Source organism: Undibacterium sp. TC9W, assembly GCF_049339865.1.
Taxonomy (GTDB): domain Bacteria; phylum Pseudomonadota; class Gammaproteobacteria; order Burkholderiales; family Burkholderiaceae_D; genus Undibacterium.
The window spans coordinates 93,105-105,264 of the sequence record NZ_JBMPPJ010000020.1 but is presented as its reverse complement, the minus strand read 5'-3'; the positions used below and the strand labels follow the sequence as shown (position 1 = coordinate 105,264).

Below are 12,160 nucleotides of genomic sequence, written 5' to 3'. Positions count from 1 at the left end.
TTCGCCAGCTCTTTGGCCAGCGCCTGCAGTTTGCTTCTTTCCATTGCGTTTGTCGTCATTTTGGCAATTCCTCATTATAGGAGCTTCATCTGCCAGAATTACTTACACACTTTTATTTACAGGCTCGCATCACGTGGCCAATGGATTGTTTTTCTTCCTGAAAAACCACAATTGAGACAAGAAATATCGGCTTCAAAGATACCAGGCTCCCCGATGGCCTCATAACTAATGCTTGCTCCAACCTGAGTTGCTTTGGTGATCGGGGCGTTTGAACAAATTGCATGTCCTTTGCACTTCGCGCATTCAACCGAGAACTCTTGGGGAAACGAGAACCATTGATATATATGCGTCATGATGATACCTAAGTCTTATTTGAAAGTTGGTAACCAGTTCAGGTACGATTAGCGCGAGCGTAATCGTACGCATGTGTATCTGCCTAAAATACGTTGCAAAGCCTGACGTTCATTTCGCCGCTTACTTATTCCCCTGCACCATCTGCGCATCAATATCCGCCAGGCATTCAATACCACGCTGGGTGATGGTCATTTTGCCGGTTTCGGCATTGACTTCCACATGCGCTTTCTTGCCGAGGAAGGTCGCTACCGGGCCGGGGAGGGTGGTGTCCGGGTCATTGGCAATGGCGCGCAGGCCGTCTATGCATTGTTTGATGAACAGGGTTTGCCTGCCTGCATCGGTCAGTTCCAGCGTGCCGTCTTTGCGGTAAGTCATGAACTTGATGCCGCACAGGCGCTTGGCGTTGCGGCTGATGCAGGCATTTGGTTTGGTGTTGCGCGGCAGCTTGCTTAATTGCTCCAGTGCGTCGTATTCATCTATGCTGAGTTTTTGATTCATTGCTGCTTTCTACATTGCTATTGATGAAAACTAAACCTGGCTACGGATAGCCATGTTTGGTTTTTTTAGATTTTCTTCAGTCTTTCTCTATGACTCTGTGACTCTGTGGTGAGAGGTTTTTCTTCGTAATAACTAATTCTATTTATAAACCTTGCCACCCTTCATGACGAAATTCACTTTCGTCAGGCTCGTTACATCTGCCAGCGGGTCTGTATCAACGGCGATGATGTCGGCAAACTTGCCAACCTTGATGCTGCCGATTTTTTCTTTCAGGCCCAGCAAATCTGCGGCACTGATGGTGGCTGCCTGTATGGCCTGCATGGGTGTCATGCCATACTTGACCATGTAATAAAATTGCTTGCCATTGTCACCATGCGGATAGACACCAGCGTCTGAGCCAAATGCCATGCGGGCACCACCTTGCAGGGCTGCGCGGAAGTTATCACGCTGTTTTTGGCCTATCTCTTTTTCCTTGGCGAGGGATTCTGGCAAAAAGCCTGCTTTTTCGCCTTCACCAAGAATATAGTCGTCATTATAAATGTCCATGACCAGCCATGTGCCATGTTCTTTGGCGAGTTTGATGCCTTCTTCATCAATCAGGCTGCTGTGCTCGACAGAATCGACCCCTGCGCGTATGGCGTCAGCAATGCCGCTGGCACCGTGGGCATGGGCGGCGACCTTGCGGCCCAGCTTGTGAGCTTCCTGCACGATGGCCTGCATTTCTTCGAGTGTATATTGCTGGGCTCCAGGGGAGTCACCTTTGGATAGTACGCCGCCGGTGGCGCAGATTTTGATGACATCGGCACCATACTTGGCCATTTCACGCACCTTGGTGCGTGCTGCCCAGGGGCCGTCTGCCACGCCCTTGCCGGTGTCATTGTAGTCGGGCGGCAACAGGTTATTGTCGCAATGGCCACCCTTGATGCCTATCGCATAACCAGCCGCCATGATGCGCGGGCCGGGAAAGTCGCCATCATTGATGGCGTCGCGCAGGGCCACGTCAGAAAAACCTTCAGAGCCAACGTCGCGCACGGTGGTGAAGCCGGCGCGCAGGGTATCGCGTGCTGCCCGTACGCCATACAGGGCGGAGCGTATTGTCGATGTCCCCAAAGAGCTGTAGCCATGCAGGTGCGGGTTGCTGGTCAGGTGGGTATGGGCATCGATGAGGCCAGGTAAGACGGTAGATTTGGACAGGTCGATGAGTTTCGCAGAAGCGGGGACGGGGGTGCCGGCAATGGGGGTGATGGCGATGATGCGTTCGCCCTGAACGACGATGAGCTGGTCGCGCAAGACTTTGCCGGTTTCTACATCCAGCAGACGGCCAGCCTTGATGGCGATGGTGTCCAGCGTTGTTCCTTTGTCGTCAGCATGCACGAAGTTGCTGCCCAGGCAAAGGCTTGTAAACAGTATGGTGTGAACGAGACTGCGCGTTTTGTTTTTATACATGCCATGTTCCCGGATGGTGGATAGAGTGCGAAAAGATCAGCGAAATAGTGCAAAATGGTAGCCAAGTTGTACCTGAATGGCACCTGAATAGTCGCTGTGAATATAGCATAGCCTCACTCTCGTTGGTGCAATCCGGCCTGCTGCGCTTGGCATGGCGGTGCTGCCAATTGCCTGTAGCTGGCGTTTGTGCAACAAAAAAGCCAGGCGCTGCCTGGCTGGTTTTATGCAAAATAGAGTGCTTATTAGTGTGCTTAAATTAGAACTCTACCCATTCTCCGGTACTTGCGCTGGCACTGGCGAATTGTCTTTTGGGCTGTACCTTCACCGCACTTGCCAGTTTTTTGATGTTCATGGCGTTTGGAGCGTTGTGTCTAACGGTTTTTATTTGTGGCTGCACGGTTGCTGGTTTGATAGCCTGCCGTGCTGTTTCCGTTGCAGTGCTCAGATTGGCCTGCACTGATTCTGCGCCTAGTTTGAAACCAGCGACCAGTTGCGACAGATTGGTGGCCTGGTGTTGCATGGATTCAGCCGCTGCTGCAGATTCTTCCACCAGCGAGGCATTTTGCTGGGTGATTTCGTCCATCTGGTTTATGGCTTGATTGATCTGCTCTATCCCGTTGCTTTGCTCACTGCTGGCGGCGCTGATTTCGGCGATTACGTCCGTCACACGGCGCACGCTTTGTACCACTTCGTCCATGGTGACACCCGCCTGATCAACAAGTCTTGTACCTGCCCCTACTTTTTCTACCGAGTCGTTGATCAGATTCTTGATCTCTTTGGCTGCTGTTGCTGAGCGCTGCGCCAGGTTACGCACTTCACTGGCGACCACAGCAAATCCGCGACCCTGTTCACCGGCACGGGCGGCTTCGACAGCAGCATTAAGTGCCAGAATATTGGTCTGGAAGGCGATGCCATCAATGACGCCGATGATATCGACTATCCTTTTGGATGAATCATTGATGGACACCATGGTTTGCACAACTTGTGTCACAACATCACCACCTTTTTGCGCAACTTCAGAGGCAGACGCGGCCAACTGGTTGGCCTGCCTTGCATTGTCGGCATTTTGCCTGACGGTAGAAGTCAGTTCTTCCATGGAGGATGCTGTCTCTTCCAGTGAGCCTGCCTGTTCTTCTGTACGGGAGGATAAGTCCAAATTGCCCGTAGCGATCTGGCTCGATGCGGTGGCAATCGTGTCAGTACCAGCGCGTACTTCACCGACGATACGGGCAAGGCTGTCATTCATGCCTTTGAGTGCTGTCAATAGCTGACCAGTTTCATCAGTGGTTGTGACCTGAATCTCACCAGTTAAATCACCACCTGCCACTCTATTTGCCAGTGACACTGCCTAGTCCATAGGGCGGGTGATCGAACGTGTGGCCATGACGGCGAGAGTTGCACTAAAAAGAATGGCGAACAGGGCCATTGCCAGGATGATTTTTTCTGTTTCGAGTACTGTGGCCTCGGCTTCTTTTGTTGCAGCATCCATCAAGCTGGCTTGATAGAGGATCAGGTCATCCAGTACCTGAAAGTACTTTAACTGGGCTGGCCGCACTTCCTTGAGCAGCATGTCCAACGCTTCTTCCTTGTTACCATCGCGGGCAATCTTTGTGAACTTTGCCCTGGCTGCCAGAAATTGCTTGCGTGCCGCTTGCACTGCTTCCAGGTCCTCACGCCCACGTTTTGAGGTAATGGTCTTGTCCAGAGAGCTTATGGCGCTACTAATTATCGTCGAGGACTTTTCCATGTTGGCATATTCACTCTTTAATGCCTCGGCATCTGTCATCAACAATATATTGCGCATATTGCGTGCAGTCTCGTTCAATTCATCCTTGATGCTATGGGCCAGCACCGTCTTGGGGTAACGGTCCTTGCTCATCAGATCCAGCTCTTTTTTGACATCATCGACGCGATTGTAGGCGAATACGGCCAGGAGCAATAATAAAGCAACGATAAGGCCAAAGCTGAGGCCGAGTCTTTGGCCAATTTTTAAATTCTTGATATTCATTTTGTTTACTCCAGGCGAGCAGGTAAAGATGAGTGAAGCAGTCAATCCAAGCCCGCTCTATGCCGCGGCTTCTTCAAGCAGATAGATGTCGTTAGTGGCGACCAGGCGGCTGATGTCTGTCAGCAAGATCATCCTGTCATCGATCGTAGCGACACCAGCGAACCGGCAGGAGTCATTGATGCTGACCAACTGCGGTGCTGTCTGAATTTGATTTGCTTGGGGCGCAATGACGTCAGAAACGCCATCGACGACGATACCTATCTGCCTGCCGCCGATATTGACGACAACGACTACGGTGAACTGGTCATAATTGCGCACTTGCAAACCCAGCCTGAGGCGAAGATCGATGATGGGAATGATGTTGCCGCGCAGGTTGATGACACCCTTGATATAGTCAGGCGCATTGGCAATACTGGTCACTGCTTCGTAGCTACGCAATTCCTGCACTATCTGTATGTCTATGCCGTATTCTTCCTGACCCAGGGTGAATACCAGATATTCCTGCGCGCCATGCTCTGCACTTTGCAGCATGGTGGTGGATTGTTCATTGTGTGTTGTTGTGGACATGATGCTTCCTTTCGTTTGAACCACGTGCTGTATGCCTGCAGAGACCTGGTCTCAGACTATGGGCAAACAGAATAAAAAATACGGGATTTACAACGCGGCGGATTTGGGCCGTTAGTGGGTGCTTCTTTCGTTGCGGGGGGATGGGCAACGGAGGTTAACAAAAAACGCAGGACAAAAAACTGCAGAATTTTAGGTGTTGAAGCACGAATAGAAGGATAAGCTAAAATTTTCCATGTGGAAATGTCTTTGCGTCAGATTTAACAATCTCATACAGATATGCAGTAAATGCAACAATCCTGCGCGTTTGCAAGTAATGTGCCTGAAATGGCCAGGGCGAAACCACAAGCTGACCAGCACTGTAGTTCCAGATCGCAAGCCTAATCGACGATAAACAACTTTGCCCCTGTTGCTGTCGATGAACGGTGTGCCTCAGCGCCATCAGCTACCTGATAACTCATGCCTGCCTTCAGGGTCAGCACGCGGCCATCGTCGAGTTCGGTTTGCATTTCACCTTCGAGGCAGAGCAGGATATGTCCCTTGCTGCACCAGTGGTCAGCGAGGTAGCCGGCCGTGTATTCGACCATGCGCACACGGATATCGCCAAACTTGCAGGTACGCCAATAAGCCTTGCCGGTGATGCCGGGATGCTCGGTTTTTTCTATGGCAGACCAGTCTGTCGTGCCAAAAGGGATGTCAGTAATTTTCATGTATGGATAAGAAGTAAATTGAAATGGATGCGGCTATTCAGCCAGGGCGCTGGCTTTGAGTGCGCCTATATCGCCCGCAATAATCACGCTGATGTAGCGGCTGATTTTTTCTACCGGCCAGTCCCACCAGGCGATCTGCTCCAGGGTATCGATGACATCATCGCTAAAGCGCTGGCGTATAGGTTTGGCTGGGTTGCCGCCGACGATGGTGTAGGCAGGTACATCGGCAACCACCACGGAGCGCGAAGAAATGATGGCGCCATTACCTATCTTTACACCCGGCATGATGAGGGCTTCATACCCTATCCAGACATCATTGCCGATGATGGTGTCGCCCTTGTAGGGCAGGGACTCAAGATCCATCGGTGTTTTTTCCCAGCCATTGCCAAAAATCTGGAAAGGGTAGGTGGAGATGCCTGCCATATTGTGGTTGGCCCCGTTCATGATGAACTTGACACCCCGTGCCAGCGCACAGAATTTGCCGATGATGAGCTTGTCGCCGATGAAGGGGAAATGGTAGAGCACATTGCGCTCGAAGTTTTCAGCATCTTCCGGGTCATCATAATAGGTGTAGTCACCGATGCTGATATTGGGATTGCTGACGGTATTCTGGATATAGCAAACCTGGGGGAAGCCCTGCATTGGGTGAGGGTTTTTGGGATCGGGTCCGTGCATAAAATTCAGTGCTGATTTAGTGTTGGTTCAGTGTTGGATATCATCCAGCAAGCGATGCAGTGCCACAGTCATTGCCTTGATCGAGCCCTGCATGTCCCATTCATCATTATCAACATTGACGAAGTTGGATATCGCCCGCAACTCCAGGAAGGGCTGTTCTTCCTGCAAACAGGTATAGAAGAAGGCTGCACCTTCCATGTTTTCAAGATCGACAAATTCTGTATCGACATAGTGGGCCATGGCGGCATTGAGGGACATGCTGCGTGCCCTGGCGAACTCTGTGCCTGCCGGGATGAAGGGGCAGCTCAGTGTATGGCGGCGCTCAAATTCCATGTCTATCGGCAGGTGGGCGAGATGGGTAAAACCATCGGGTGTGAAAAAGCCGAGGTCGCCTTCGACTTCGCTTTCCACCAGCGCCACGTCACCGACCTTAAAGCTGGAATGGGGATAAGCCCCGGCGATGCCTGCCATGATGAGCATGTCGGGTTCGTATTCATAGATTGCACGCAGGGTTGCGTGGGCAGTCGCAGTGAGTCCTACGCCAGAGACGATGGTGATGATTCCTTCGCGCTGGAACAGGCTGGCTTCTGTCTGGGTGGGGAAGAGGACGGCGATTTTCATGATGTCTGGCTTTCTGCTCTTTTGCTACCGGGCCTGGGCTGACTAGTGAATGACTTGCAGGATGTTTTGTATTTTATCAATTAAAGACACCGAAAATGGGAACTGGCGGGTTTTTTAATGCCTGTTGCATGAATTGCGGCGAAATTTTTTGGCATATACTGCATAAATAGGGATTTTTCCGCCTGGCAAGAACCCTGGGTTTATCTTATCCGTGAACCCGGACATGGAATAGACACTGAAACTTTGCGAAAGTTTGCCGTAAAGTAGTGAACTGCTACAGTCCACCAGGACATGCTTGCCGTTTCCTCCATGATTATTTGCTGCAATAAATGCAGGTGCAACGATGGCCAAAACAAATAAAGAATTCGTCACAGGCTTGTTCCAGATCCTTTGGGACAAACAACCAGATCAACAGACTGTGGATTTGTATGCGTCCCGTCTTGATTCTGGTTTGCTCACCCGTGCCGGGGTGGAATACAGTTTTTTGATTGCGCCTGAGTATAGCCCGGTTGCCGAGCAGATCGTGCGGCTTTACCTCGCTGCCTTCAACCGCATACCGGATACCGATGGTTTTACCTTCTGGATGGGTGTGCACAGGAATGGCGGCAGCAATAGCCAGATTGCCCAGGTGTTTGCGCAGTCAGAAGAGTTTGTCAGCAAATACGGCGCAAACTTGTCAAACAGCCAGTTTCTCGACCTGATTTACCAGAACGTGCTTGGCCGCAGCGCTGATGCCGCAGGCCGCGATTACTGGGTTGGGCAAATGAACAATGGCATGGCACGTGGTGAAATCGTTAACCAGTTTGCCCAGTCGCAAGAATTCAAGATAGCCGCCTCGACCAAGGTGTATGCCAGCGTGGTGTATACCACCCTGATAGGGCGCATGCCAACGGCGGCTGAGGCTGCAGCTGCCCCGACTAATGTCGAGCAACTGGTCTTGAAAGTGGCGCAGGCGTCTGAAGTGACGCCCACCATAGGCAGTATCAGTTATTCGGCCCCGGCATTTGTCGAGCAGCAGCTCAATGATGGCAGCATCACCAGCAGTATTATCCTCACCCTGACTGGCGACACCTTCAAGGGTAATGTCGGCACATCCCTTGGCAAGATCACCAATGTACCCACAGGCCTGACCGGCACCCTGGTCAAGACCACCGACACCACTGCCACCCTGACCCTGAGCGGCAAGGCCACGGCCAATGCCAGTATCAACAATATCGCGAATCTGACGGTGACGCTGGACAATACCTCTTTCACCGGTGGCAAGGTTGTCAATATCATCAATGCAGTCAAGACTGACTTGCAGATCAATTACATCGATATCCCGCTCAATGAAACCAATCACCTGCTCAGTGGCAAGGGCGCGCTGACCACGCCACTGGTGGTGGATCTGGGACAGGATCTGCTGACGCTGGACGGCAAACCGCTGGCCTTGCTCAGTGGTGATATCAAGAAGGTTGATTATGTCGATCTGAGCCTGATTGCAGCGCCTGCCAGCAGCACTGGCACCACTACTGGCTCATCCGCTGGCAAGGTGACGGTGACCACTACCATCAAGGGCGATGAAGCGAATAATTTGCTGATAGGCTCGAATTACGCGAATTTCTTCACTGGCGGTGGCGGTATCGACACCATGCAGGGTGGCATCGGGGTTGATACCTATGCTTTTGGCATTACCCCGGTTGCCAATAGTGTGGATACCATCACCAATTTCACCATAGGCAAGGGCGGTGATGTATTGAATTTCTCCGCCTTTCTGAACAAGACCGGCACCACCAAGATTGCCGCCGTCAATGCAGCAGCCACCACCCCAAAAGCCTGGGCCAATGGCGACGTGCTGGCGGTACAGGGCAATGCACTCGATACGACAAAGATTGCCGCCCTGTTTGGTACCGGCAAGGCCTTTACCGGCCCCACTGTTGCCAGCAAGATGGTAATCATTACCGCCGACATCATAGGCGACGCCAGCATCTGGTATGTGATCAACCAGCTCGATGTCAACAACATCACGCCGGATGAAGTTGTGCTGGTAGGTATATTGAAGAATGTCAATAATCTGAGCCTGGTTGGCTTTGATGTGACGAATTTTTTGTGATGCGCAGACGGATGTACAGGGAGATGTGACGGCGGGATGTAATAGAGAGGGCGGCTGGTCAGGCAGTCGCTTATTCCCTGACTACCCTGGTGCCAGCCAGCATATCGCCCAGACGCGAGCGCTTGCTGCCCAGGGCGAACAACCAGTCAACCACCGTCAGTGCAAGAATATTGCGCACAAAGGATTGCGTGAGGTTGCAGGGCTCCTCAGTGTCACGCTGCAGTACACGTATGCCCATGATGCGCTTGCCCAGGCTCTGGCCGTCAAAGCCATCCTTGAACAAGAGGTAAAGCGTCCACAATATCAGGATGGCGCGGTTGGTCTGCTTGAACAGATTGGGCATGGCGACGGTGATCAGCAAACCCAGTAGCGCCAGCAGCAGGGCGATGCCTATCACATCAATAAGCTGGGCGGCCAGGCGATGTGACATATAGGCCAGCTTGTCATCAGCAGGTTTTTGCTGCCCGGCACTTTTCAGGTATTGCTGGCGGTGTTCCCTGAAGGCATTGATATCCACACCGCGTACCGAGAGTATCGATTCCACCGCAGCATATTCATGCTCAGCCAGATCAGGCTTGATACCCAGGGCGAGCAAGTCCCCCGTCTCTCTTGACGCATAGCTGTCATGTAATGGTGTGAGTAGCGCATTCATTCTTGCAATTCAAAACCCAGAATAGAGGATGCCATGCTGAAGCATAGCGTATTAATCAGGCAAGATTTGCCAAAAATTGTTGCAACATATTACGGCGCGAGATGAAACTGCATTTGCCCGCAAACAAGTACACAGACAAGGCATGTGCAAATGCAGCGAATCTGCAAGAAGCTGAAGATACCAGTCACCCGGCCAGAAATCAAAACCTTGCAGAAGGCCTGTCATCTGCAAAACGATAGCAATGTTGCTATGCGGCAGGGATGTGCCCTACAAGAAAGCGCATGCGCCCATAGGTAAAACAACATGGGTGTAAATATTTAACAATTTCAGGTGACGTGTTTATATTAATGATATTAATTGTCGGCAACGTCGTCAATTTGCAACTAAATGGTGAGACTTGTGGGCTGATATGGTCGTTGCAATAAAAAAACGATTCCTGAAAAAATGATTTCCAGCCTGGCTACAACAGAAGGCCAGGTTTGTCAGATGACTGCATGACAAAATCAATGCTATGCTGCAAAAGCTGTTGCTACAGAATATTCCGCCTTTTGTCATCACTGGAGAACCGGTATGTTTTTTTCGTCGCTGCGCAGAAAACTCATCAGCATTTGTGTATCCATCGTAGTTATTGCCATGCTGGCCATGGTGGTGGCAAATTTCTTTACCACGCGCTCGCGCACCATGGATGCACTCAACAGCCAGTTGCTGCAACTGTCTGAAAGCCATGCAACAGCCATTACTGAATGGGTCAAATCCAAGCAGGCAGCAGTCGCCTCGCTGAAGCTGGCGGCAGAATTGCCCGAACCCCTGGGGGCACTCAAGGCGGGTGAGCAGGCCGGTGTGTTTGACATGGCCTATATCGGTTTTGCAGACAAGCACGCGGTATTCTCGCAAGACCGCAAACGCGCTGCCGACTATGACCCCACCGTACGCCCCTGGTATATCAAGGCCAGCGAAGCAGGCGGCCCCATCATTACCGCGCCCTATATCGGCGCCAGCACCGGCAAACTGGTGGTGACCTTTGCCGACCCCATAGGCGCTAAGGGCAGTATCAGCGCTGTGGCCGCCGCCGATGTCATGCTAGACGTAGTGACCAGCAATGTAGGCTCGATCAAACCTACGCCTGCCAGTTTTGCGTTTTTGCTGGATGGCAGCGGCAAGATCATTGCCCACCCGAATGAGAAACTGACGCTGAAACCGCTCAGCGATCTCGATGCCAGTCTGACCACCCAGGTACTGAGTGCGACTGAAGCGTCCAAAACCAGTAGCACCGTGCACCTGAACGGGCGCGAGGGCATGCTGTTCGTCACCAAAATCGCTGGTACCGACTGGCTGCTGGCAACTGTGCTGGACAGGGCAGAGGCTACCCAGGCACTGAGCGCCATGCTGACTACCTCGGCAGTCACCGCCATCATCGTGGTTGCCCTCGCCGCTCTGGTATTGACAGCACTGGTAGCCCAGGCCCTGAAGAAACTTGAACTGGTGCGCGATGCCATGGCAGACATTGCGACTGGCGAAGGTGACCTGACCCGTCGTCTGGCCGCCGATGGCAATGACGAGCTGGCACAGATCAGCGAGGCCTTCAACCGCTTTGTCGATAAGATCGCGGCAGTGCTGATAGACATACGTGCCACCAGCGGCTCGGTCAGGCTGGCCTCCGGCGAGATTGCCGCAGGCAATGCTGACCTGTCTGCCCGCACTGAAAGCCAGGCCAGCTCACTCGAAGAAACTGCTTCTTCTATGGAAGAATTGACCTCTACCGTCAGGCAAAATGCCGACAATGCGCGCCAGGCCAATCAACTTGCTGCGTCTGCTGCCAATGTGGCAGGCAAGGGCGGTGAAGTGGTCTCGCAAGTCGTATCTACCATGGTGTCGATCAAGGGCAGCTCCAGCAAGATAGTTGATATCATCAGCGTCATTGATGGCATCGCCTTCCAGACCAATATCCTGGCTTTGAATGCAGCGGTAGAAGCAGCGCGTGCTGGCGAGCAGGGGCGTGGTTTTGCGGTGGTTGCATCCGAGGTGCGCAACCTGGCACAACGCTCAGCCACTGCCGCGAAGGAAATCAAATCCCTTATCGATGACTCAGTAGGCAAGGTTGATTCCGGTGCACGCCTGGTCGATGAAGCAGGCCAGACCATGGGCGAGATTGTCACCTCGGTCAAGCAGGTGGCCGACATCATGAGTGAGATCACCGCCGCCAGCCAGGAACAAAGCTCAGGCATAGAAGAGGTCAACCGCGCCGTGACCCAAATGGATGAAATGACGCAGCAAAACGCTGCCCTCGTCGAAGAAGCCGCCGCTGCAGCCGAAAGCCTGCAGGAACAGGCCGAACACCTGTCGAAAATCATCAGCATGTTCAAGCTCGACGATGCCCAGGCAGCCACCAGCAAACCACAGGCCAGTTCATCAAGGGGCGCAACTGGACCAAAACCCGCCAACAGGTCTGTCACTGCTGTTACTAAGCCAGCACCAAGGGTGGGTGCACCCAAGACAGCGAGTAAGCCAGATGAGGAGTGGGATGAATTTTAGTCGATGGT

At 52.4% G+C, this 12,160-nt stretch carries 10 protein-coding genes and 1 pseudogene; 3 read left to right on the top strand and 8 right to left on the bottom strand.

The features are described 5' to 3' along the window. On the top strand, positions 1-225 hold a 225-nt coding region (locus ACO0LN_RS23520), incomplete at its 5' end, for a hypothetical protein (protein WP_422978031.1). A gap of 249 nt (positions 226-474) precedes the next feature. Here ACO0LN_RS23520 and ACO0LN_RS23515 read toward each other — a convergent pair. The 7 genes and pseudogenes from ACO0LN_RS23515 to ACO0LN_RS23485 all read right to left on the bottom strand — a co-directional run bounded on the left by ACO0LN_RS23515 (position 475) and on the right by ACO0LN_RS23485 (position 6,876). Continuing rightward, the gene (locus ACO0LN_RS23515; protein ID WP_162059927.1) at positions 475-852 is read right to left on the bottom strand and encodes a hypothetical protein; all 378 of its coding nucleotides are present in this window, start codon (positions 850-852) and stop codon (positions 475-477) included. 138 nt (positions 853-990) lie between these two features. Beyond that, entirely contained in the window at positions 991-2,298 is a 1,308-nt protein-coding gene (locus tag ACO0LN_RS23510) for an amidohydrolase family protein (RefSeq protein ID WP_422978029.1), read from the bottom strand. 256 nt (positions 2,299-2,554) lie between these two features. Then, positions 2,555-4,306 (bottom strand): annotated as a pseudogene (locus tag ACO0LN_RS23505) (methyl-accepting chemotaxis protein). Positions 4,307-4,363: 57 nt separating this feature from the next. Continuing rightward, the gene (locus ACO0LN_RS23500; RefSeq protein ID WP_422978027.1) at positions 4,364-4,873 is read right to left on the bottom strand and encodes a chemotaxis protein CheW; all 510 of its coding nucleotides are present in this window, start codon (positions 4,871-4,873) and stop codon (positions 4,364-4,366) included. A 377-nt stretch (positions 4,874-5,250) separates the two neighbouring features. Then, positions 5,251-5,580: a DHCW motif cupin fold protein gene (locus ACO0LN_RS23495; RefSeq protein WP_422978025.1), complete on the bottom strand. Its 330-nt coding sequence runs from the start codon at positions 5,578-5,580 to the stop codon at positions 5,251-5,253. 33 nt (positions 5,581-5,613) lie between these two features. Beyond that, positions 5,614-6,255: a Vat family streptogramin A O-acetyltransferase gene (locus tag ACO0LN_RS23490; RefSeq protein ID WP_422978023.1), complete on the bottom strand. Its 642-nt coding sequence runs from the start codon at positions 6,253-6,255 to the stop codon at positions 5,614-5,616. Positions 6,256-6,282: 27 nt separating this feature from the next. After that, on the bottom strand, positions 6,283-6,876 hold the full coding sequence (locus ACO0LN_RS23485) for a hypothetical protein (RefSeq protein ID WP_422978021.1): 594 nt from the start codon (positions 6,874-6,876) through the stop codon (positions 6,283-6,285). Positions 6,877-7,219: 343 nt separating this feature from the next. On the opposite strand from ACO0LN_RS23485, the gene ACO0LN_RS23480 reads away from it, so the two are divergent. Beyond that, complete coding sequence (locus ACO0LN_RS23480; RefSeq protein ID WP_422978019.1) at positions 7,220-8,968, top strand: DUF4214 domain-containing protein; 1,749 nt, start codon at positions 7,220-7,222, stop codon at positions 8,966-8,968. A 70-nt stretch (positions 8,969-9,038) separates the two neighbouring features. Here the strand turns inward: ACO0LN_RS23480 and ACO0LN_RS23475 are convergent, their stop codons facing one another. After that, on the bottom strand, positions 9,039-9,620 hold the full coding sequence (locus tag ACO0LN_RS23475) for an RDD family protein (protein ID WP_422978017.1): 582 nt from the start codon (positions 9,618-9,620) through the stop codon (positions 9,039-9,041). A gap of 570 nt (positions 9,621-10,190) precedes the next feature. Between ACO0LN_RS23475 and ACO0LN_RS23470 the strand changes: the two genes are divergently transcribed. Then, positions 10,191-12,152: a methyl-accepting chemotaxis protein gene (locus tag ACO0LN_RS23470; protein ID WP_422978015.1), complete on the top strand. Its 1,962-nt coding sequence runs from the start codon at positions 10,191-10,193 to the stop codon at positions 12,150-12,152. Positions 12,153-12,160 lie beyond the last annotated feature (8 nt).

Bases quoted from the DNA above. Each gene is read 5' to 3' on its own strand.
- ACO0LN_RS23515 (WP_162059927.1), bottom strand. From the start codon at position 852: ATGAATCAAAAACTCAGCATAGATGAATACGACGCACTGGAGCAATTA.
- ACO0LN_RS23495 (WP_422978025.1), bottom strand. From the start codon at position 5,580: ATGAAAATTACTGACATCCCTTTTGGCACGACAGACTGGTCTGCCATA.
- ACO0LN_RS23485 (WP_422978021.1), bottom strand. From the start codon at position 6,876: ATGAAAATCGCCGTCCTCTTCCCCACCCAGACAGAAGCCAGCCTGTTC.
- ACO0LN_RS23470 (WP_422978015.1), top strand. From the start codon at position 10,191: ATGTTTTTTTCGTCGCTGCGCAGAAAACTCATCAGCATTTGTGTATCC.
- ACO0LN_RS23475 (WP_422978017.1), bottom strand. From the start codon at position 9,620: ATGAATGCGCTACTCACACCATTACATGACAGCTATGCGTCAAGAGAG.
- ACO0LN_RS23490 (WP_422978023.1), bottom strand. From the start codon at position 6,255: ATGCACGGACCCGATCCCAAAAACCCTCACCCAATGCAGGGCTTCCCC.
- ACO0LN_RS23480 (WP_422978019.1), top strand. From the start codon at position 7,220: ATGGCCAAAACAAATAAAGAATTCGTCACAGGCTTGTTCCAGATCCTT.
- ACO0LN_RS23510 (WP_422978029.1), bottom strand. From the start codon at position 2,298: ATGTATAAAAACAAAACGCGCAGTCTCGTTCACACCATACTGTTTACA.
- ACO0LN_RS23500 (WP_422978027.1), bottom strand. From the start codon at position 4,873: ATGTCCACAACAACACACAATGAACAATCCACCACCATGCTGCAAAGT.